The following is a 21,952-nucleotide window of genomic DNA, read 5'->3' as shown; positions in this document are numbered from 1 at the left end:
CCAGCGTAAATTTAGTTTCATTTCAATAATTATTAATTTTCTTGCCTGGAGTGTTCATGGACTTGACGTTATCAATCGTGAGTTATCACAAATTTACATCTGAAATGAAATCAGTTGTTACTATTTCTGCGATTGATGATTCGTCTGCTTTTTTATTTGGTCGTGCTGCTGATTGTGATTGGGTTTTACCGGACCCTGAGCGAGTGGTATCTGGCGTACATGGAAAATTTCAATTTAGACAGGGCCATTTTTATTTGGTCGATTGCTCGACCAATGGCGTGTTTCTAAATCGCAATGTGATGCCGATAGGAAAGAGTAAGCGTGTTATGTTGTCTGATGGTGATTTGATTACGTTTGGTGACTATGAGGTTGAAGTAGCACTGACAAAACTTGAGGATGGCATCGGTGAGCCGCTACAAACACGCGCTTCCTCTGCATCGAGTGATAGTCAGCAGCAAGAGAATCGTCAATCGTCGGCGGTGTGTACAGCTGCAATTGACAATACCGTTGAATCGCAGGCAACCCTAAAGAATGACTTTTTGGGTGAGCTTGAAGATAGCTTTGATTATGAGTTAAGTGGTGATTTCGATGAGATTCCTGATGATTGGGATTTTTTGAATCAGCCGACCGCCCTTGCAGTAACAAACAATGATCTCGCAGCCACAGAAGCTACGTTAGATGTGGCGTCGCCGATATTAGATCAGAGCCCGAAAAAATCGCCGGTACAAGTTTCTCGTCCAGCAGCATCAAGGCAGGCTAGTTCCTCGTTAACACACGGCGTTGAAAAAGCGCCACGTTCTAAAAGCACTACTCATACCACACATGCGCGGGTAGTGAAAACAGCGATGCTCAACGCAATGTCGGCGACAGATGAATCTCCAACGGCAGCGTTCCTGCGAGGGATGGGTATCCCTGAAGAGATGGTGCCGGTGGATAATACCAGCCAATGGTGGTTTAACGTTGGGCAATCTATGCAGTTGATGATGACGGGCTTAATGGACACCCTGCATCATCGAGCTTCATTTAAGCAATCAAATCGCCTTAATCACACCGCCTTTCAACGCCAAGAAAATAATCCGTTGAAGTTCTCTGCCACGTTTGAAGATGCAGTGCATAACTTATTTAACCGCACGTCTGTCAGTTTCTTAACCCACGATCGCGCCATTACTGAAGCGTTTAACGACATTGAAAAACACGAAAACGCAATGATGAGTGGCGTTGATGGGGTTGTCAATGGGGTTATGAAGATGCTTCACCCCGACAATAGCGTCACATCACTAGAGACGACGGGTATTCTCGACCGGATGAACCCGTCGCGCATTGATGCAAGGCAATGGAACCTGTTCCAACAACGATATTTCGAACTTGAAAGTGAAATGCAATCTAACGAAAAACCATTTTACTTAGAAGACTTTGTTAAAGCCTATGAAACTAGCCTAAAGTAGCGAGGAATCATCATGCATAAAAGACTGTTATTTCTAGTATTTATATTGTTGTCTGGCTGTACGTTTAACTATTTTAAACCTGCATATACCACGCTTGAATTCGAGGCTAGTGAAGGGATAAACCCAGATCTGAACGGTCGAGCTTCACCACTTGTTGTTAAAGTTTACGAACTGACATCGCGTACGTTATTCGATAGCCGTGATTTTTTCTCTCTCTATGAGTCCCCCAAAAAGGCCTTAGGATCGGATCTTGTTGTTATTCAAGAGTACTCATTTTATCCGGGGTCGAGTGAAACGTTTGAGGCCAGCATGGTGTCAGCCTCTCGATATATTGGCATTGTTGCGGCTTATCGAGATATTGAAAATGCCCACTGGCGAGAAGTCATTGAGATTGATCCTAAGGGGTACGACACCCTTGCCGTCAAGATCGATGAGTTACGAATTTCAGTAAAAAAATAGAACGGAACTGAAGGATAAGTATGAGTGAGTTTGACCGGGTCGCTTGGAGCGAAGGAATGTTTTTGCGTCCCCAGCATTTTCAGCAGCAAGAGCGGGCGATAAAGCGCGAAAGCGCATTGCTACACGAAAGCTTGACCAAATACTCGTGGGGAATAACCTCGCTAGAGATTGATCAAAGCTTATTAAAAGAAGGCCAATTTGCCCTCACTGAGTGTGTAGCAGTACTACCGGATCGCTCAATGTTCATTGCCCCTGAGCGTGATGAATCACCAACGCCTATCAACATCGACAAAGATGACAAAGGAATGAAAGTGTATCTTCTCATTCCTCACAGCAAACCGCGCGAGGTCAATATTGCGAATGATAGCAGTATGGCTATCGCGCGTTACCGTTATCAAGATTATGCTGTGGTTGATGAAAGTGATGGACAAGATGAAGAGATCATTCAGCTCGCTAAACTGAACTGTTCTCTCAAGGTCGCGAGCGCGCCGGTGACGGGGTTTCACTCGATAGCTATTGCCGCTATTCAGTCTGTTAGCGCTGAAGGAGAGGTCACGCTTGATCAACAATTTATTCCTCCGTGTATTACCGTTACTGCCAGCCCAGTCTTAGTCCATTTTCTTAAGGATGTGATTGGCATGATTAAGTTACGTGCCGATGCTATTGCCAATCGAATGTCACAAGGAAAAGGTAATGTCACCTCGGCGGCGGATTTTATGATGCTACAGGTCTTAAATCGCTATGAGTCCATGCTTCGTTTGTATTCTCAGTCTGAGGGAATCCATCCTTTTGAGTTATGTGCACATTTTTATGGATTAATCGGAGAATTATCGGCATTTACCAGTAAAGATAAACGCCCGCCCGCACTCCCTGCTTATAACCATCATGATTTACCCGTGGTTTTTTCAGCAGTGGTTAACATTCTTACCCACTGTTTGAGCGTTGTGCTTGAGCAGACGGCAACCCGGATGCCGCTAGAGATGACACAGTTTGGCATTCGCGTGTCGGCATTAACAGATAAGAAGGTGCTTGAAACGGGCCAGTTTGTATTGGCCGTGAAAGCCGATATCGATGGGGAAGAGATTCGACGACGTTTCCCTGCGCAAATAAAAATTGGTCCCGTTGAACATATACGCGATCTGGTTAACAACCAACTGCAGGGGATTGGTGTCAGCCCATTACCCGTCGCACCGCGCCAAATTCCATATAACGCGGGTTATCAGTATTTTGAGCTCGATAAGTCAAATGATTATTGGTCTCGCTTAGGGGCAAGCGGAGGCATCGCCCTTCATCTGTCAGGTCAGTATCCGGCGCTTGAGTTAGAGCTTTGGTCAATTGCACTGTAGTGGGTAAGTTAAATGGTTGATAGTACCTTGATGAAACCTCGTCCTGGACGACGAACGCAATCTAGACCTGAGCCAGCACCCATGGCCAACGAAATGGGTGTAGATAACGATTGTACCGTTCTGCTAACAAAGGGTGCCACAACATCGGCGATGTCACGTTTACCGTCGATGGGTGAGAGCCCGATGATTGATGAAGCCAGCGTTCTTTTATCTTTGGTTGGGCAAATTCGTTCCACCAGCAATCATGGCGACGTTGGGACATTGCGGCAAGCATGTATCGACTATGTTCGTGATTACGAAACAAGGATGCGTCAACAACAAGTCAGTAACGAGCTGATTGAGTCGGCTCGGTACTGCGTATGTTGTCTGTTGGATGAGACTGTGCTCAATACGGTATGGGGCGAGCAGTCTGTGTGGACCAGTGATAGCCTGCTATCGACGTTTTATGCTGATACTTGGGGGGGCGAGCATTTTTACACACTACTTGATAACACGTTAGGCCAGCCCGATGCTTACCCTGATCTTCTAGAGCTACAATATCTTTGTTTGACCCTTGGTTTTGTCGGTAAGTTACGCATTGAAAAGCAAGGAAGAGAAAAGCATGAAGAATATCGCTATCGCGCTTATAAGGCGTTGAAAGATCTTAAAGGTGGTAAAGACACACCTTTAATTACCAACATTAAAGAACAAGTTATAGAGCAAAGTGAACATAAAGACCCGCTTCCTGCATGGGTTTCATTGTCGCTGTTTGCCGTGTTGATGTTATCGGTATTTATGTATTTCAATTATATTATAAATGAACGTTCTAACAGTACCTTCGTGAGTCTCTCGACCCTTGTACCTTTAAATAGCAATATTGACGATGCTTTATTTGTCGACGATCCGGCACGTTTAGCGATATATCAAATGCTACAAACGGAAATCGACCAAGGCGTTATCGAGCTCGTTGATTTACCCGATCGCTTACGTATCGTACTTAAATCAAGTGAGTTGTTTGCGTCTGGCAGCGCAGATATTCAGTCCCACATGTCCCCAATTGTATCCAAAGTAGGCCGTGTCTTGCAAAGCGTTGATGGACGCATTTTAGTGGTAGGGCATACGGACGACCGCCCCATTTTTACCAGCAAATACCCGTCTAACTGGCATTTATCATTAGCACGAGCGAACTCTGTCGCCGATCTGCTTGCTTCTGGAAATCAGCTTGCGCGGCGTTTGTGGTCTGAAGGTATGGGAGAGACATCCCCTCGGTTTTCTAACGATACTGATGAGAACCGAGCACGTAATCGCCGTGTAGAGATTGATATTGTGTTTGAACAACGTAGAGCGGGGCTGTAATGAGACTGATTAAGCGTATGGCTGCGGCAGTTGGACGATTGTTTGCGTGCAAATGGTTTAGAACCTTGATCGGCTGTCTTGCACTGGCATTTTTGATTTGGTTTGGCGGCCCATTACTAGCTGTTGCGGGTAAAGAACCCTTTCAAAGTGAAACGGTACGCTACTGCACATTGTTGGCGATTGCCTTCTTGTGGGGCGGAATTAACATTCTTCATCTTTCTAAAAGTAAGAAAGAGAAAAAAGAGAGTGTCGCGAAGCTGTTAGATGGCGGAGATCAAAAAAATGATGAACTACAAAATGAAGCGACCAAGCATGAAATCGACACCATCAGTGAGCGGATTCAAACCGCGATTCAGCTCTTAAACAAAACCTCAAAGCGTGGAAAAAAAAGCGTTTATTCGTTGCCTTGGTACGTCATGATTGGGCCGCCAGGCACAGGAAAGACGACCACCTTAGCCAACTCAGGTTTGGAATTTCCGTTGCAAGACTCTCTCGGTGATGCCCCATTGGCCGGCATTGGTGGAACTCGTCATTGTGATTGGTGGTTTACAAACAAAGCGGTATTGATTGATACCGCAGGTCGCTATACCACACAAGACAGTCACGCAGCAGTAGACAGTAAAGCGTGGCTCGGTTTCTTGGGGTTGCTAAAGCAGTACCGCACCAAGCGTCCAATTAATGGTGCCATTGTAACCGTCAGTTTACCTAGTTTAATGACGCAATCTCGCACTGAACGCAATTTGCATGCACGGGCAATTAAGATGCGTATTCAAGAGTTGCGTAACCAACTTGGGATGCACTTTCCTGTTTATGTCATGTTAACGAAAGCTGATCTGGTTGCCGGATTCAGTGAGTTCTTTGCTGAACTGCCACCAGAGAAACGCGAAACAGTGTGGGGGATGATGTTTCCATTGAAGCACGATCACGAACAAGGGGTCGTTAGTCTTTTCAATAAGGAGTTTCACCGTCTGCTAACAGAGCTTCTTTCATATATGCCAGAGCGTTTGCAAACTGAACGCGATATGGACGACCGCTCCCTGATCTATGAGTTCCCCAAGCAGCTTCGTATGTTGCAGTCGCAAATTGATGACTTTTTGAAAGAAGTCTTTGCTGCGAATGCTTTTGAAAAAGCGCCGATGTTACGTGGGGTCTTTATTGTCAGTGCTGCACAAAAAGGCAAACCGATTGATCGTGTCATGGCAGAAACATCCGGTGGCCTAGGGCTGGCACAGATCCCTCTGCGAAGTGCTGATGGGCATCAGGAAGGATATTTTATTAAAGCGCTGTTTGAAGACATTATTTTCCCTGAACAGTATATAGGCAGTGTTAATCGACATCACGAGAAGCAGAATCGCTGGGTTCATCGCGCCGCGATTGCTGGTGGGGTAGTGGTGACATCGGCGATGTCACTGTTGTGGTACTACAGCTATCAGTGGAATCTTAATTTGGTTCATGCTTCCGAGCAGGCGATGACAGAATATCAACATGTGCTCAATGGTCAGCAGCTTGATGAACAGTTAGACGTGGATACCTTAAGCCATGCGTTGGACCAATTGAGAGCACTGCCTGCCGGATTTGCTGGTAACGATCTTGATGGGCAAGGGGTGAAACGGGCAGGTTTTTATCAAGGAAACAAAATCGGCCAACCTGCCACGCAAGCCTACATTAACGCATTAAAAGGACCGCTATCTCATTATGCAGCGAGGCTATTGGTCGATGAAATGGCGGCAAATCAACAGCATCGTGAATACCTGTATGAAACGCTTAAAACCTATCTAATGATGTTTGACCATGAGCATTATGACCAAGATCAGGTGGTGGGATGGTTCTCAGCCTATTTTGAGCGTAGTTATCCAGGTGAGCTAAGTAAGTCATTGCGTCAGTCATTGTTAGGCCATGTAGATAGCATGCTTGCGTATATGTACATCGATGCTAAGCCAGATGTGGAAGCCATTGAAATGGCTCGACAGGAACTGACCACGATGCCGATTTCGGAGCGTGCCTACCAACGTATGAAATTGGAGTATATGGATAGCCATATCTCTTCATTCAGAGTGACCGATGTGCTGATGTCGCGCAGTTTGACCCAGTTCGAACGCCTTAGCGGAAAGCCACTGACCATGGGAATACCGGGTTTTTATACGTACAACGGCTTTCATATGGTATTTGAACGCCAAGTTGGGCGAACAGTGCGACTGCTAACAGAGGACAACTGGGTTTACGGCGACAAGATAGAATTAACCCGTGAAGATGAAGAAGCACTGGTTGCAGAGGTACGTGAGCATTACCTGCGAGATTATATTGATGAGTGGGATCAACTCGTTAATGACTTAGTGCTTAAAAAGACGCGAGGCGTGAGTGCCAGTTTAGCCCAAGCGAAGATCATTGCCGGGCCAGAACAGCCGCTACAGCAGTTGATCTTGGCTTATCAGTCGCAACTGGGTTTAACCCGAGTTGAAGTGAGCGATAACGTTAAGGCGGCTGGTGAAGTGGCATCCAATGTCTCTGATGTCGCACTGCGCTCATCCAAATCACGCATTGGACGCTATTTACCGAAAAAGATGCCAAGTGTCGATTTGAAGTTACCCGGCAAAGAAGTGGAATATGCATTCTATGACTTGCTGCAACTTGGCGATGCCGAGTTTGAACAGATGGCCTCTACTTTTTCTACTTACCACAACTATTTGCTCGATTTATCCAATGCAGAAAGCATGGATAAAGAGGCGTATAACAAGTTGCTAGATGGTAACGCTATTCGAGATTTATCACGTTCATTTCGTACTACCGACTCAGTGCTTCCAATGCCGTTCCGCCACTGGGTGAACAATATGGCGAACGAGACAACCCAACTGGCTAAAAAGGGCTCGCAATACCACCTCAATGATATCTGGGCTAATACTGTTTTAACGGATTATCAGCAGACAATCGCCAACCGCTATCCTTTTAATCCGGCGTCAAGTAAAGAGGTGAAATTGAGTGATTTTGAGAACTTCTTTGGGTATGGCGGCACCATGGATAAGTTCTTCCAAGATTATTTAGCCCCTTTTGTGGATACATCCCGAGGCGAGTGGCGTTTTGATAAAGAGATTGGTGTTAGCCAGCAGTCACTGGCAGTGTTTGAACACGCACACCGTATACGTCGAGCCTTCTTCGATCAATCAAGCAACCGCATCAATGTTGAGTTTGGGCTGCGTCCTTTGTATTTGGATCAACATATTACACGTCTAAAAATCGAAATAGGGAGGCAGTCTCTATCATACAGTCACGGTCCTACGCGCATTACTAACATTACCTGGCCTGATCGCGCATCGAATACCCGAATTGTATTTACGCCACCTAACTCCGGCGGAGAAATCACGCAAAATTATCACAGCCAATGGGGGATCTTCAGGCTATTAGATGAAGCGCTACTGTCCAGGCCTGAAGCACGACGAGACAATATAGTGATGATAGATATTAACGGCACCAAAGCACAGCTACAGCTGATCCCAGACAGTGAGATTAATCCATTTTGGTCTCGTGAAATGGAGCGATTCGCATGTCCGAAGATGCTGTAATGCCGCTGTGGGGGTATGTTGGAAAATTGCCCGCCAAAGGTGACTTTGTTCAAGACGGATTACCGATAGACTTTATTAACCAATGGCGAGAGTGGCAACAGGCCATTCTTGCCGTGAGTCGAGAGCAACTGGAAGACAAATGGCAAGATTACTATCTCACCGCGCCTATTTGGCACTTTGCACTGTCTGCAGGTGTGTGCGGTGAAAGTGCGATGATAGGTACGTTTATCCCAAGTATTGACAGTGTGGGCCGGCATTTTTTCTTCACATTAGCGGCAGAGGCGGAGTATTTGCCAGCGGCTTATTGGTGTCAGCCTCAATGGAGCGAGGACATTGAGCCTTGCATTTTGGATGTGCTGGAGGAAAGCATTGATTTTGGACAATGGGGTGAACAGCTGAAAAAACCTACGTGGGCAGCAATGCTGCCCCGACCTGAGCAGGTGACGACACAGTATGCCCGTTTTCCTTTGCTCGATCTTGTTCTCCACGAAGAGCCACTCTCTCCAATTCAGCTGTTGGATCAGCAGTTACGCCAACATCGTCCTCACTATTGTGTGTGGTGGACCGCAGGTTCAGACGCGGTGCCGGGCTGTAGCCTAATTACCAATGGATTGCCGAGTATTAGTCAGTTTTCGGCAATGCTAGATGGACAATGGAAGCAATGGTGTGCGCAATGAAGATGAGTGATTGGCAGTTTTTTAGTTTTGTAAAAAGTCATGCGGGCAAGGTTCGTCCTTATAACGAAGACTGTTGTACTGAAATGCTCTCTCATCGTGTTTGGGTCGTCGCAGATGGCATGGGAGGGCATAAAGCCGGAGATATTGCGAGTCAAATGCTGGTGGATACCGTGCGCAAAGTGGTTGATGAGACGCAAGATCTGAATATTGACCATTTGAAAGACGCCATCGTTAAAGCAAATCAAGCGATTTATCAATATGCCGCAGACTACTTGGAAGGCAGTACGATGGGGACAACCGCCGTCGTGCTCTTTATTGATGCGGGTCAGTATCACTGTTTGTGGGTAGGAGACAGCCGCTTTTACCGACTGAGAAAAGGCCAATTTGAGCAAAAAAGCCGAGATCATAGTCAAGTGACAGAAATGGTTGACCAAGGATTGATTCTAGCGAGTGAGGCTGAAAATCATCCGATGGCGAATGTCATTACTCGTGCTGTCGGTGTGCTACCTCAGGTGGTCGTGGATCAGGTCTCGGGACAACTATGTTCAGACGACCAATTCATATTATGTACCGATGGTTTAACCAAAGAGCTAACCAACCAAGAGATTGCGTTTTGCCTTGAGGCACAGACGGTAAATCAGTCGGGCCTTGCCTTAATGCACTCTGCTTTAGTTAAAGGTGCCACGGATAATGTGACCTGTGCGGTCGTAAAAGCCAGCTACCTTGGTCAGTGGAAAGAGTCGCAAGATCGCAATGATGCCACAGTGCCGGTGTTCTCAGGGTTAGGGAGAAAAGGCTATGACATATAGTGCCGATTCAACGACAGAAGATGAGCAGATGACAGTAGAGCCGACACGGTTTGAACTACCAAAAAAGCTGCAACGTTTTTCCGAACTGCTGGACATCAATCGGTTGCTTGAGCCTATTAGTGAAGCGTCGCCGTGTGGAAGCGACTTGCGCCAAGACATTGGTCCAACGTCAGCGTACTACCGTTTAAAAGACATCCGTTCTCAAGCGCGTTCGGCCGAACGTGATGCATTGATTGATGGGGAGCCTTTATTGAGCCTTGCTCACTTGTGGCGGCCGTTGGCGCAAGAGTTGCCAGACATTATTGCCACACAGAGTAAAGACTTTGAGCTATTGGCATGGTTGATTGAGGCCAATACACGTATCTATGGTTTTGGTGGATTGGCAATGAGTTACCTGCTCACCGCACAGCTAATTGAGCGATATTGGGATGGCATATTTCCCTTGGTTGAGGATGACGATCAAGAAGAGCGAGTCTCCGCACTTATCGGTCTAAATGGTGTGGATGGAGAAGGTACGTTATTGATGCCGATTAGCTGTATTGCCCTTACCGAAGATCTGGCAGAAGGGGAGTATTCGTTATGGGAGTATCAGCAAGCCAATGACATTAGTCGCCTAGATACTGATAAGCGTCAACAAAAAATTGATGCGGGTGGCGTCGCCCTCGATGATCTCGAGCGTGCGGTGAAGGCGTCGAGTAGCCCGTTCTATCAAGCATTACTCGCAGAAATTAATGTGGCAATTGATGCTTACGCGCAAGCGGTTGGCAGTATAGATCTCGCCTGTCAATTGAAACTACCCAGTAGCAATATCTCTAAGCGGCTCCAAGATTTTCATGATGCGATTGTGCATCTCGCAGGCGACAAGTTGCAGGCTCTAAGGGGGGGTGTTGAACCGGATGATGCCGAAGAAGTAACGGATGTATCGGAGCAACACGACACGGTTACAGGCAATATTCAACAACGTGAACAAGCAATTGTACAACTCATTAAAATTGCAGATTTTTTCAGACAGACGGAACCACATTCCCCCGTCTCTTACTCGATTGATCAAATTGTGCGTTGGTGCGACATGAGTCTGCCGGAGCTTTTAGCTGAGTTAATTGATAGTGGCGACGCCCGCGAAGGTTATTTCCGGTTGGTTGGAATCGTCAAAGATGACAGTAATAGCAAGTCTTAATAACAAATATAGGGAGAAATAATGAGCAGTATTCACGGAAAGTTATCAAGGGTTAGAAAGCCTCGTGTGCACATAACCTATGAGGTAGAAACGGATGATACCTCGGTAAGAAAAGAGCTGCCATTTGTCGTCGGTGTAATGGGTGACTTCGCAGGTCAAAATACAGAATCACTCAAGTCGTTAAAGGATCGCCGTTTTATCCAGATTGATAACGACAATTTCGATGATGTGCTCAAAAAAATGAATCCAGGCCTGTCGTTCAGAGTAGAAAATACCCTAGAAGGCAATGATAGCAAGTTCGATATAAATCTTAGCTTTGAAAGCATGAAAGACTTCGAACCTGGCGCAGTGGTTAATCAAGTTGAGCCGTTAAAGAAACTCATGGAAACCCGCAATAAGTTGCGTGACTTAATGACCAAGATAGACCGCTCTGAGCAGTTAGAGGATGTGCTTGAGTCTGTGCTTAACAATACCACTAACTTAAATCAGTTGGCGAGTGAACTCGACCTGATTGATGGCGCATCCGAGGGTGAGTCTGGCGCTCAAGCTGACAATGCTGCGCAAGTGAGCGAAGAAGGGGAAAAAGCATGAGTACCGAAGTCTTAAACCAATTAGATGCATCGACGAGTACTGAAACAACATCGTTTCTTGATATGGCACTATCTGCGACTAAGCAGACAGAGACGTCACGTGCGCAGGAACTCATCAAAACCTTAACTGAAGAAGCCATGAAAGGTACGGTGACTTGGAATAAGAATCTAACCATTACCTTTCGAGAAGCGATTGAAAAATTAGATGAGACTATTTCAACGCAGCTGTCAGAAATTATGCACCACGAAAAATTCCAGAAACTGGAAGGAACATGGCGTGGGCTTGAGTATTTAGTGGCTAACTCCGATACGAGTAAAACGCTGAAAATACGTATGGTCAGCTTAACCAAGAAAGAGCTGCATAAAGATCTGAGTAAAGCGGTCGAGTTTGATCAAAGCCAAATATTCAAAAAAGTCTACGAGTCTGAGTTTGGTTCTGCTGGTGGCGAACCTTATGGCGCGTTAATTGGAGACTATGAATTTACTAATCATCCGGAAGACATCGAGACATTAAGCCTGATGTCGAATGTCGCAGCAGCCAGTTTTGCGCCGTTCTTGTCGGCAGCATCACCGGCACTGTTTGGTTTTGAAGAGTGGGATGAACTGTCCAAGCCTCGCGATTTGGATAAAGTTTTTGAGTCGCTAGAGTACACCCAGTGGCGTTCGTTCCGTGAAAGCCCAGATTCGCGTTTCGTTTCATTAACCATGCCGCGAGTTCTCGCACGTCTCCCTTACGGACAGATGTCATCGCGCGTTGAAGAGTTTGGTTATGAAGAGTTCGAAGTCAGTGATGAGTCTCCATTGAACCTGCATAAAACGGCCGCTCACGACAACTATTGTTGGATGAACTCCGCGTATGTGATGGGAACGAAGATGACAGAAGCGTTCTCTAAATATGGTTTCTGCACCGCCATTCGTGGCGCTGAAGGCGGGGGCCGTGTCGATGGCCTGCCAGCACATACGTTTATTAGTGATGATGGGGATCCGGACGTGAAATGCCCGACAGAAGTGGGTATCACCGACCGTCGCGAAGCTGAGTTGAGCAAGCTGGGCTTCTTGCCGTTGTGTCACTACAAAAATACCGACTATGCCGTTTTCTTCGGTGCGCAAAGCTGCCAAAAACCAGAAATCTACAACAATCCAGATGCAACAGCGAATGCCGCTATCTCAGCACGACTGCCTTACATTATGGCGACATCCCGTTTCGCCCATTACCTGAAGGTGATGGCTCGGGACAAAATTGGTAGCTTCATGGAAGCAGAAGATGTTGAAGCTTGGCTTAATCGTTGGATTCTCTCGTATGTTAATGCATCTGAAGGGGGCGGTCAGGAAATCCGTGCTCAGTTCCCGTTAGCCGATGCGCGCGTATCGGTGAAAGAAGTCCCTGGAAGTCCGGGTGTTTACAATGCGGTGGCGTGGTTAAAACCGTGGTTGCAGATGGAAGAGTTGAGTACCTCATTGCGACTTGTTGCCAAGATCCCAACTAACTCGTAAATGGGATTCAGTGGGCCTGCGTGCCCACTGAACTGAGGCAAACGTAATGCAGCCAACGTTTATTGAAATTGAGTCACTAACAACAGAGCCAGAATCGCCCCGTGTTCTCGATATCAATGCCATTTGGCTAGATCGCTTTATTGATATCGACGAGCCAGATAAAGCAATTCGGTACTGGATAGAGTTTCAACAGTTAGATATTTCGACCCTTAAGCAATTGCAGACTCACTTTGTTGACGTTATTGGAATGTTAGATGAGCTGATTAATCAGCAACTGAATAAAATTTTGCATCATCCAACTTTTCAGGCACTGGAAGCAAGCTGGCGCGGCGTGAAGTATACGGTTCGTGAGATCGCCGCTCTGCGCGGGGATGAACAGGTGAAGATTAAAGTGCTTCACTACCCTTGGCATAGGCTGGTTCGCGACTGCAATAAGTCGATGGAGTTTGATCAAAGTGAGTTGTTTCGCTTGGTCTATCAGAACGAGTATTCGATGTCGGGTGGGGAGCCATTTGGGCTGTTGATCGGTGATTACCGTATTCAGCATAGTGATAAGCGTCGTGTCCATCAAGACACCGATGTGCTCAGAAAAGTAACCCAGACTGCGGCGGCGGCATTTTGTCCATTTATAACGTCTGCCGACCCAACGCTATTAGGGGTGGATTCGTTCAGTGAGTTGGCGTCAGTCGCGAATATTGGGGCACAGTTTGAACAGCCTGAGTTTATTGGCTGGCGTAGCTTACGTAAGTTGGATGATGCACGTTTTTTGGCGATTACCTTACCGGATGTGTTGATGCGTGAAACTTATGTTAGTGACGGGTCACGCCAAGAAGATTTTGCTTTTGTTGAGCATTGCCGTCATGCGGAAACCGACTTGCTTTGGGGAAGCGCGGCATACTGTTTTGGTGTGGTTGTCGCAAGGGCATTTATAGAGTCGGGATGGTTTGGTCAGATCCGTGGCCATCAGCCGGGAAATTACAAAAAGGGCATCGTTGTTAATATGCCAGCACAAAAACAACACTTGCCGGGAAGCCGTTATCGTGAAAAACCTGCCGTTAATCTTCGGGTTGGAGATAGGTTAGAGCAAGCGTTGGCTGACAGTGGATTTATTCCCATCTCAGCGGTACCTGATACGTCTTTACTCACATTTTATAGTAATGCGAGTTTACATGAGCCAAGCATCTACGACAGCTTGGGCTCAAATATTAACGCAAAACTGTCGTCGATGATGCAGTACATACTCTGTGTGTCTCGCTTTGCTCATTACATCAAAGTAATGGGTCGTGACAAAGTAGGCAGCTATGAGAACGCGCAAAGTATCGAAAATGATTTCCAGAGCTGGCTACATGATTACACCACTGCATCGGATGACGCGACAGAAGAGATACGGGCGCGTTACCCACTGAGTGAAGCGCGTATTCAAGTTAAAGAACAGGTTGCTCAACCGGGAAAATTCTTTTCCGTTGTTCATTTGCAACCCCATTTTCAATTGGATCAGATGGTATCGAGTATTCGGCTTATTACCGAGCTATCTCCAAATATATATAACGGATAACACAATGAGTGAATGGAAAACACAAATTCAGGCAGCGGATCTTGCCGGTGCCATCAAAAGCTTAATGACTCACTTGCAAAGTCGTGCCACAGATATCGAGGCGCGTAGTCAGTTAGTGGAATTGCTGTGTATCGATGGCCAATTCGAACGTGCAGAACAGCAATTGTTATTGATCTTAAAGCAAGACCCAGACTGTTTACCCGGCGGCACTGAGCTACGTCATTTAATACATGCCGCGCAGGCACGTGCCGACTTTATGGGAGGGGCTGCCACCGCCAAATTCTTGGGTAACGTGAATGAGCAAACACAAGCAGCACTGATGCGCATTACGCTAGGGTTAGCCCAAGGTGCTGAGGATCTCGATACGTTTAACCAACAATATGAACAAGAGCGTACACGACCCAACGTGTTGCTCGATGATAAAGAGCATGATGATCTGCGTGACCTCGATGATCAACTGAGTCAGTACCTAGAGTGCTTTGGTACCAACGGTGAATACTATTTAGTCCCTATGTCAGCCATCGCGAGTTTGAGTATCACTCCGCCTGCAAATCTCATTGAAACGGTCTGGCGTAAAGTTGAACTAGAGATAATTGATGGCCCATCCGGTGAGCTACACATGCCGATTACTTACTATCACTCAGCGACAGACGCACAAAAGCTGGGTAAGGCAACAGATTGGCTGTCATCGCCGGCCCATGATCTTGTTATCGGTGCAGGACATAAGATGCTGTTGGCGGGTGAAGACGCGGTGGTGCTAGGACAAATCGAAGGGTGGTCGGTCGTTGACACCGCAGTAGTATAGTGACGTTGTCACTAGGTTGGTTAATGTTTAATCCTGCAATAGCTTAATTAAATGGACGAGAGAAATTGGCAGAAATTGGCGCACATATCTCCCTGTTGGACAAACTTATCGATTTGTCGCCAGAGAGTACAGTAGATAAGCAAGAGTATCGTCAAGCGGCAACCAGTGTGGCTAATTTACGCCGAGATGTGGAAAATTTATTAAATGCCCGTGTTGGTTGGAATCGCTGGGATGACACATTTGAAGAGGTTGCGGCGTCGATACTCAACTATGGTTTGCCCGATTTCTCATCAATGCCTTTTAGTAGCCAAAGTGGCAAAACCCATTTGTGCAAAATTGTGAAGGAAACACTACAGCGATTTGAACCGCGGCTGTTTGATATTGATGTGTCGGTAAGAGAAGACGAAGAGAAACTCGATCGCATCCTTCGTCTTCGCATACAAGCCGTTGTGTTGCAGTCTGGTGTTAGTGAGGAAATTGTTTTTGATTCGGAAATTGAACCCGTCAATTTGGGATTTAAAGTCAGTGAGGGACGGTGATGAATGATGAATTTGTAAAATACTATCAACGAGAACTGACTTGGCTGCGTCATAAAGGTGGCGAGTTTGCCGAGCGTTATCCGAAAATTGCGGGTCGTTTAAAGATGACAGAGGATCATGTTGAAGATCCCCATGTCTCTCGATTACTTGAAGGTGTTGCATTTATTTCTGCGCAGATACGTCAAAGTTTAGATGACAGCCATCCTCAATTAACAGAGGCGTTAATTGGCGAATTATTCCCTGATTTTCATGCGCCGATCCCATCGATAAGCATGGTTCATCACAGGCCAAGTATCTATACCGATAAATGTGTCTCGTTACCTTCCGAGACTGAAGTAGAGATTACTGCACCGGGTTATCAGCGTTGTCTCTATCGCACCAGCGATGCGGTGGATATTTGGCCGTTTGAAGTCTCTGGTGTGGAGTATTTTAACGCGCCATTTAGTGCGCCAGAACAGAGTTTCTTGGAGCCGAGTGCAGCGGTGCTAAAAGTTGTACTAACGTGCCATGAAGGGTGCGCGAGTTTTAAACACTTGGACATTAATACATTACGTTTTCAACTTAGCGGTCAAGCGCAAACAACCCATGCTCTCTATCAGTTATTAATGCGTGCTCTGCAAGGGATAGTGATTGTTAGTGAAGACAATACCATCACCTCAATTCCAGCCACGCAACTGAACAGTCGTAGCAGTGCGCCATTGGTGCCTTATGGTGCCGAGAGTTTCAGTGGTTATCGTGAATTGGTGGAGTACTTTTTAATCCCTGAAAAATTTATGTTCGTAGAGCTTGAAGAGTTACAAACTCGTTGGTTTGGCCAAGGTAATCGAGCGACACTGTATTTTTATCTGTCTGAAAGTGAGCCACTGTTAACAAAACAGATCAGTAATGAAGCGATGCGATTAGGTTGCGGCCCCGTGATTAACTTATTCAAATCGAGTCTTGAGCCGGTCAAACTTTCCACCGTCGATTACGAATATGAGCTACGTGCTGCACACCGCCAGGCGGAGATGCAAGAGATCATCAAAATCGACAATGTGAAGCTCTCTTCAAGTAAGTTAGATCACGATTTGCAAGTCCAGCCTTATTACAGTGGGCAGCATCCCAACTATGCGAATGCGAACGATTTTTACTGGAGTATCCGTCGTGAAGATGCCAGCTGGGCAGGGGGATTTGATGAACCGGGTAGGCATATCTACCTCAGTGTGATTAATCAAGATCACTCGATTGAAGAGTTAGAACGATTAGGTCATGCCAATTTACTGGTTGAGGCGCAGTGCAGTAACCGAAATATTCCCGACCGCTTGCCTTCCATCGGCGATCATCTAGAGGTCAGAGTAAAAAGTAATTCTGACAATTTGGGCACACGCTGTTTGCTGCCACTTTCTAGTACTGTGCGCCCACGTATGAGTGGTCACACACGCTGGCAGTTTGCCAAATTGATCACGTTAAATAGTTTTAGTGATAGTAACGGGCTGCGCAATTTGAAAGAGATGCTCAAGTTATTTGATTTTAAAGGTTCACCTAGCACCAAAGTATTAACCGATGCGATTGAGTCTCTGCATGTTAATTCAACGACGGCACGCGTAAATCAACACGGTCGGGTGGGCTTTTGTTACGGCTCGGAGATTACGTTGGATATTGTTGAGTCGAGAGTTGAAACAGACCAACTATTTTTGTTTGGGCAGATCTTATCTAACTTCTTTGCACAATATGCAGAGATCAATAGCTTTACTCAGTTGACGATCCGTTTGCTGCCGACTGAACAGGTGTACCACCGCTGGCCAGCAATGGTCGGTCATAAAGCACTTATTTAACCTCTATATTAACGTGGAATCGACGCGCATCTTGGGTGCGAGAGCAATATGAATAAAGACAAAATAGTCGAAGCATTTATCGAACAGCCAATGTTTCCATCGTTGCACTTAATTGAGTGCTACGTGCAGGACATGCGAGAGACGCTAGGAACAGACACGTTACCCGCGCAGGAAGAAATTGTGCTGGAAGTGGCACAGCATCTTGGCTTCCCGCTTAACGATATGGAAAATTTACAGCTGCGCAACGATGGAAAAGTGCGTGTCGACAGCAACGTCATTGGATTGACCGGCACGAATGGCGTGCTGCCACAACACTATTCTGAACAAGTGCTGCAACGCTTGCGGGCGAAAGATCGCGGTTTGGCCAGCTTTTATAACATCTTTAATCATCGTTTGTTGTCGCTCTATTTTCGCACATGGAAAAAGTTTCAGCGCCCGGTTGCAATGCGCCAAGAATCATTTGGAAAAACCAGTGATTACCAACGCATCGTCGATGCATTGACTGGGCGTGAGGACAACCGTCGATGGGCGGGCTTCCACTTGCGTCCGGTGCGTTCACGCGAAGCGTTGCGTGCGGTACTCACTACCGTTGCCGGGGTAGAGGTTGAACTAAAAGAGCTTCAGGGCGCTTGGATGCCTTTAACGCGCGATGAACAAACAAGGTTGGGAAAGAGGGCGGCATCAAACGGGCAGCATGCGCAATTGGGAGTAAGTGCCACGTTGGGCAAGCGCGTATGGAGTGTCAATGCCGGTGTTAACGTTGTTTGTTACGTTAAAGAAGCTGATCAAATTGCATCTCTTATGCCTGGAGGGGAACGCCTTACCGAGTTGAAACGCCAAGCCGCGGCCTTAATGCCACCATCTTTAAGCGTAAAGTGGACGGTTGAAGCCAAGAAATCAGATTTGCCGATTGTCAGCTTAACTCGAGGTAAGGGAATGCTGGGACGCGGTGGAATATTGATGCCAAATAAAAAACAGAGTGATAAACGTATCACCATTTCGGTGTAACGCCACAAGGAATAGTTAATGAGTACTTTACCTCTAAAAGCAATTGTAGAAAAACTGTCACCGCAAGCGCGGTTGAGTTTAGAGAAGGCAGCGGCTTGTGCCAGTAGCCGTAGCCACTTTACCGTTGACATTGGTCATTGGTTATTTGAACTTTCAAATAGTCACAGTAGTGATTTTGTTGCGATAGCGCGACACTTTGGTATCGATGAAGCAACATGGTGTAACGATCTCAACCGTTATTTAGAGCGCCAAAAATCGGGCAGTAACGAAGTGCCGGGGCTTTCTCCTAATATTGTCGAGTTGCTGGGCCACGCATGGATGAGTGCGACCATTGCGTTTAGCGAAGCGCAAATCGATGTCGTGCATATCTTGTTTACCCTAATTAATGATGATGGTGGGCTGCTCATTCCTGCGCAGTTTTCAACGCAACTGACCAAAATAGATCCACAATTATTACAGCAGTGCTGGACGGAGGGTTTAGCACAGTATGCCCCCGCGTCGACAACAATGTCGGGTCACACGCCAGCACTGGATCAGTACACCGTTGATTTAACCGAGCAAGCTCGCGAGGGAAACCTTGATCCCGTGGTTGGGCGCGATGAAGAAATTCGATTGATGATCGATATATTGATGCGTCGTCGTCAGAATAACCCCATTTTAACGGGCGAAGCAGGGGTGGGTAAAACTGCCGTGGTGGAAGGTTTAGCGCTGAAAATTATTCATGGTGACGTACCAGAACCGTTGCAAGGCGTCGCGATCAAGGTGCTCGATCTCGCACTACTCCAAGCGGGTGCAGGGGTAAAAGGTGAGTTTGAAAATCGCTTAAAATCCGTCGTGAATGAGGTAAAAGCATCAGCAGTGCCGATTATCATCTTTATTGATGAGGCGCATGGCTTGATTGGCAATGGCTCAGAATCTGGTGGTGATGCCGCGAACATTTTAAAGCCAGCCTTAGCGCGTGGTGAGTTACGAACCATTGCAGCGACGACATGGGCTGAGTACAAAAAACACATCGAAAAAGATGCCGCGTTGACACGGCGTTTCCAATTAGTCCAAATCGAAGAGCCAACGGTTGAAGGGGCTATCGATATGCTGCATAGCTTGGTTGGAATGATGGAAGCGCACCATAATGTGCGTGTTACCGCGAAAGCGATCGAAGCCGCAGTAAAATTGTCACACCGCTATATTCATGGTCGTCAACTGCCGGACAAAGCGGTTTCACTTTTAGACACCGCATGTTCACGTGTTGCGCTAAGCCAGTCGGTTATTCCCGCACGGATTGATGTATTAGATAAGCAGATGCAAAGCGCACGAGCAGCGCAAAGCCAATTAATGCGTGATGCGCAACTGGGCGAGCATCACAGCCAAGCGTTAGCCGCGGTGGAGGTAAAAATTGCTGAATTGGAACATAGCCGTGAAAAACTTGCTGCGCAGTGGGATGAAGAGTCTGAATTAGTGACGGAAGTGCTCGAACTGCAACAGACATTGCTGCATAACGATGCGTCAACCTCTAACGAGTCTGAAAGAGAAAGCTCGCAAGCGCAGTTGACCATGGCTAACGCCAAACTGGCGGCACACGAACAACCGATGATTCACAGCTGCGTGAATGAGCTATTGGTCGCAGAGATCATTTCTGACTGGACTGGTATACCGATTGGACGTATGCAAAGTAATGAAATTGAAGGACTACTTAAGCTCCAAGCACGTTTGTGTGAGCGGGTTATAGGACAAGACCACGGCCTTAAAACCATGGCAGAGGTAGTACAAACCGCACGAGCAGGCCTAAATGATGAGAAAAAACCGAATGGGGTGTTTTTTCTAACGGGTCCAAGTGGGGTCGGTAAGACCGAGTCGGCACTGGCGCTGGCTGAAGAGGTTTATGGTAGCGAAGACAATATCACGGTGATTAACATGTCTGAGTTTAAAGAAGAACATAAAGTATCGCTACTAATGGGGTCGCCTCCGGGTTACATCGGTTATGGGGAAGGTGGCGTGTTGACAGAAGCGGTGAGACGAAAGCCCTATAGCGTGATATTGCTCGACGAGATGGAAAAAGCTCACCCTGGGGTGCAAGACGTCTTTTATCAGGTCTTCGATAAGGGAACCATTAAAGACGGCGAAGGGCGAGATATCGATTTTAGAAACACGATCATTATTATGACATCGAATGCTGGCACCGATACGACAATGGATCTCTGTGCCGACCCTGATCTCATGCCAACACCTGAAGCGTTGCGAGAGGCACTGCGCGATGACTTGCTGCAGAGTTTTAAACCCGCATTCTTAGGGCGAATTAATATTATTCCTTATTTGCCTCTGAATAACGAGGTCATGTCACTAATAATTGATTTGCAAGTACGTAAAGTAGAAAAGAGATTATTATCTAATTATGCGTCCAAATTAAATGTAACTGATGAAGTTAAAGATTATATTCTGTCACGATGTAACGAATCTGACAGTGGCGCTCGCGTAGTCCAGAATTTGTTGCAGAATGAAATATTGCCAAAAATATCAGAAAAGGTGCTGGTTTCAATGGCAAGTAATCAACAGTTTAGTGAGGTTAAACTAGATGTGTTAGATGGAATATGTCATGTGTCATTAGCGTGAGTTATTATATTGTTGCTTTCGCATATGCGATGCGCTTCACAGCTAAATGCGTGAGCGTTTTTATATGCTAATTTTAGTTGGGTTGTTTTTGGGTTAATATATCTCATTGATAATGACCCTGTCGTTAATTACCTCTCTTTATCTTTAAAAGTTAATGAGAATATAGCCGCTCATATTATTGAGTTAATTGTCTAAATGCTAAAGGAGATTAGCATGCAATCGAATACGTACCTTCAATATGCCGATATTAAAGGCGAAGCTACTGCTGAAAAATATAAAGATATGATTACGCTTCTTTCTGTGGATTGGAGTGTTGGCCGTGAGATTACGTCTTACACTGGTACAGCGCAAGACCGTGAAGCGAGTTCTACTCGTTTATACGATATGACGATCACTAAGCTTCAAGATCGCGCGTCGCCAGATCTATTTAAAGAAGCCACTATTGGTAAGGGTAAAAAGGCAGAGTTCTTCATCACTAAACAAGGTGAGAAAGTAGAAGAAATCATGCGTATTGACCTAACTGATGCCATGATTTCAAACTACACCGTTTCTATTCAGGATGACCGCCCGGTTGAAACGATCACTATTTCATATACTGAAATGGTAATGACAGTGACTCCAACAGATGACAAGAACAACGTTGTTGCGCCTTTGCGTTACGGCTACAGCGGTGTTACTGGTCAAGCATTCTAAGACTATTAGCTGCGGGAAATCCGCAGCTAAATTTTTACCGAT

Annotated in this window: 17 protein-coding genes; all 17 read left to right on the top strand. The window is 46.3% G+C overall.

The features are described from left to right. Positions 1-56 precede the first annotated feature (56 nt). A complete protein-coding gene (tagH, locus tag ACKLNH_RS11125; protein WP_413112330.1) occupies positions 57-1,445 on the top strand; it encodes a type VI secretion system-associated FHA domain protein TagH in 1,389 nt (462 codons plus the stop codon). Between the two features lie 12 nt (positions 1,446-1,457). After that, positions 1,458-1,904 (top strand): type VI secretion system lipoprotein TssJ, encoded by a 447-nt coding sequence (tssJ, locus tag ACKLNH_RS11120; RefSeq protein ID WP_413112329.1) that lies wholly within the window; start codon positions 1,458-1,460, stop codon positions 1,902-1,904. Between the two features lie 20 nt (positions 1,905-1,924). Further along, the gene (gene tssK, locus ACKLNH_RS11115) at positions 1,925-3,250 is read left to right on the top strand and encodes a type VI secretion system baseplate subunit TssK (protein ID WP_413112328.1); all 1,326 of its coding nucleotides are present in this window, start codon (positions 1,925-1,927) and stop codon (positions 3,248-3,250) included. Positions 3,251-3,262: 12 nt separating this feature from the next. Continuing rightward, positions 3,263-4,585 carry a type VI secretion system protein TssL, long form gene (gene tssL / locus ACKLNH_RS11110; protein ID WP_413112327.1) on the top strand — a complete coding sequence of 441 codons (1,323 nt, stop codon included), beginning with the start codon at positions 3,263-3,265 and terminating at the stop codon, positions 4,583-4,585. Next, on the top strand, positions 4,585-8,142 hold the full coding sequence (gene tssM / locus ACKLNH_RS11105) for a type VI secretion system membrane subunit TssM (protein ID WP_413112326.1): 3,558 nt from the start codon (positions 4,585-4,587) through the stop codon (positions 8,140-8,142). Before tssL ends, tssM begins: the two co-directional genes overlap by 1 nt. Beyond that, complete coding sequence (gene tagF, locus ACKLNH_RS11100) at positions 8,124-8,819, top strand: type VI secretion system-associated protein TagF (RefSeq protein ID WP_413112325.1); 696 nt, start codon at positions 8,124-8,126, stop codon at positions 8,817-8,819. Before tssM ends, tagF begins: the two co-directional genes overlap by 19 nt. Continuing rightward, on the top strand, positions 8,816-9,628 hold the full coding sequence (locus ACKLNH_RS11095) for a PP2C family protein-serine/threonine phosphatase (RefSeq protein ID WP_413112324.1): 813 nt from the start codon (positions 8,816-8,818) through the stop codon (positions 9,626-9,628). Before tagF ends, ACKLNH_RS11095 begins: the two co-directional genes overlap by 4 nt. Next, positions 9,618-10,805: a type VI secretion system protein TssA gene (tssA, locus tag ACKLNH_RS11090; protein WP_413112323.1), complete on the top strand. Its 1,188-nt coding sequence runs from the start codon at positions 9,618-9,620 to the stop codon at positions 10,803-10,805. The genes ACKLNH_RS11095 and tssA overlap by 11 nt, the downstream gene beginning before the upstream one ends. 21 nt (positions 10,806-10,826) lie before the next feature. Beyond that, positions 10,827-11,396 (top strand): type VI secretion system contractile sheath small subunit, encoded by a 570-nt coding sequence (gene tssB / locus ACKLNH_RS11085; protein ID WP_413112322.1) that lies wholly within the window; start codon positions 10,827-10,829, stop codon positions 11,394-11,396. Further along, on the top strand, positions 11,393-12,889 hold the full coding sequence (gene tssC, locus ACKLNH_RS11080) for a type VI secretion system contractile sheath large subunit (protein WP_413112321.1): 1,497 nt from the start codon (positions 11,393-11,395) through the stop codon (positions 12,887-12,889). The genes tssB and tssC (ACKLNH_RS11080) overlap by 4 nt, the downstream gene beginning before the upstream one ends. 46 nt (positions 12,890-12,935) lie before the next feature. Continuing rightward, positions 12,936-14,444, top strand: a complete 1,509-nt coding sequence (tssC, locus tag ACKLNH_RS11075) for a type VI secretion system contractile sheath large subunit (protein ID WP_413112320.1) — start codon at positions 12,936-12,938, stop codon at positions 14,442-14,444. A 4-nt stretch (positions 14,445-14,448) separates the two neighbouring features. Further along, positions 14,449-15,249, top strand: coding sequence for a type VI secretion system accessory protein TagJ (locus ACKLNH_RS11070; RefSeq protein ID WP_413112319.1), 801 nt, complete (start codon positions 14,449-14,451; stop codon positions 15,247-15,249). A gap of 65 nt (positions 15,250-15,314) precedes the next feature. Continuing rightward, positions 15,315-15,788, top strand: a complete 474-nt coding sequence (gene tssE / locus ACKLNH_RS11065) for a type VI secretion system baseplate subunit TssE (protein ID WP_413112318.1) — start codon at positions 15,315-15,317, stop codon at positions 15,786-15,788. Then, the gene (gene tssF / locus ACKLNH_RS11060; RefSeq protein WP_413112317.1) at positions 15,788-17,602 is read left to right on the top strand and encodes a type VI secretion system baseplate subunit TssF; all 1,815 of its coding nucleotides are present in this window, start codon (positions 15,788-15,790) and stop codon (positions 17,600-17,602) included. The genes tssE and tssF overlap by 1 nt, the downstream gene beginning before the upstream one ends. A 48-nt stretch (positions 17,603-17,650) precedes the next feature. After that, entirely contained in the window at positions 17,651-18,610 is a 960-nt protein-coding gene (tssG, locus tag ACKLNH_RS11055) for a type VI secretion system baseplate subunit TssG (RefSeq protein ID WP_413112316.1), read from the top strand. Positions 18,611-18,628: 18 nt separating this feature from the next. Continuing rightward, complete coding sequence (gene tssH, locus ACKLNH_RS11050) at positions 18,629-21,217, top strand: type VI secretion system ATPase TssH (protein ID WP_413112315.1); 2,589 nt, start codon at positions 18,629-18,631, stop codon at positions 21,215-21,217. A gap of 213 nt (positions 21,218-21,430) precedes the next feature. Continuing rightward, complete coding sequence (locus tag ACKLNH_RS11045; RefSeq protein WP_413112314.1) at positions 21,431-21,910, top strand: Hcp family type VI secretion system effector; 480 nt, start codon at positions 21,431-21,433, stop codon at positions 21,908-21,910. Positions 21,911-21,952: the final 42 nt, after the last annotated feature.

Origin of the sequence: Thaumasiovibrio clandestinus, from assembly GCF_047250365.1 — a bacterium.
Lineage (GTDB): Bacteria > Pseudomonadota > Gammaproteobacteria > Enterobacterales > Vibrionaceae > Thaumasiovibrio.
The sequence above is the reverse complement of the archived record's forward strand: the minus strand, read 5'-3'. Positions and strand labels throughout refer to the sequence as shown.

What these genes read in the sequence shown, in the direction of transcription:
- tagH (WP_413112330.1), top strand. Translation starts at nt 57, where the DNA reads ATGGACTTGACGTTATCAATCGTGAGTTATCACAAATTTACATCTGAA.
- tssJ (WP_413112329.1), top strand. Translation starts at nt 1,458, where the DNA reads ATGCATAAAAGACTGTTATTTCTAGTATTTATATTGTTGTCTGGCTGT.
- tssK (WP_413112328.1), top strand. Translation starts at nt 1,925, where the DNA reads ATGAGTGAGTTTGACCGGGTCGCTTGGAGCGAAGGAATGTTTTTGCGT.
- tssL (WP_413112327.1), top strand. Translation starts at nt 3,263, where the DNA reads ATGGTTGATAGTACCTTGATGAAACCTCGTCCTGGACGACGAACGCAA.
- tssM (WP_413112326.1), top strand. Translation starts at nt 4,585, where the DNA reads ATGAGACTGATTAAGCGTATGGCTGCGGCAGTTGGACGATTGTTTGCG.
- tagF (WP_413112325.1), top strand. Translation starts at nt 8,124, where the DNA reads ATGTCCGAAGATGCTGTAATGCCGCTGTGGGGGTATGTTGGAAAATTG.
- ACKLNH_RS11095 (WP_413112324.1), top strand. Translation starts at nt 8,816, where the DNA reads ATGAAGATGAGTGATTGGCAGTTTTTTAGTTTTGTAAAAAGTCATGCG.
- tssA (WP_413112323.1), top strand. Translation starts at nt 9,618, where the DNA reads ATGACATATAGTGCCGATTCAACGACAGAAGATGAGCAGATGACAGTA.
- tssB (WP_413112322.1), top strand. Translation starts at nt 10,827, where the DNA reads ATGAGCAGTATTCACGGAAAGTTATCAAGGGTTAGAAAGCCTCGTGTG.
- tssC (WP_413112321.1), top strand. Translation starts at nt 11,393, where the DNA reads ATGAGTACCGAAGTCTTAAACCAATTAGATGCATCGACGAGTACTGAA.
- tssC (WP_413112320.1), top strand. Translation starts at nt 12,936, where the DNA reads ATGCAGCCAACGTTTATTGAAATTGAGTCACTAACAACAGAGCCAGAA.
- ACKLNH_RS11070 (WP_413112319.1), top strand. Translation starts at nt 14,449, where the DNA reads ATGAGTGAATGGAAAACACAAATTCAGGCAGCGGATCTTGCCGGTGCC.
- tssF (WP_413112317.1), top strand. Translation starts at nt 15,788, where the DNA reads ATGAATGATGAATTTGTAAAATACTATCAACGAGAACTGACTTGGCTG.
- tssG (WP_413112316.1), top strand. Translation starts at nt 17,651, where the DNA reads ATGAATAAAGACAAAATAGTCGAAGCATTTATCGAACAGCCAATGTTT.
- tssH (WP_413112315.1), top strand. Translation starts at nt 18,629, where the DNA reads ATGAGTACTTTACCTCTAAAAGCAATTGTAGAAAAACTGTCACCGCAA.
- ACKLNH_RS11045 (WP_413112314.1), top strand. Translation starts at nt 21,431, where the DNA reads ATGCAATCGAATACGTACCTTCAATATGCCGATATTAAAGGCGAAGCT.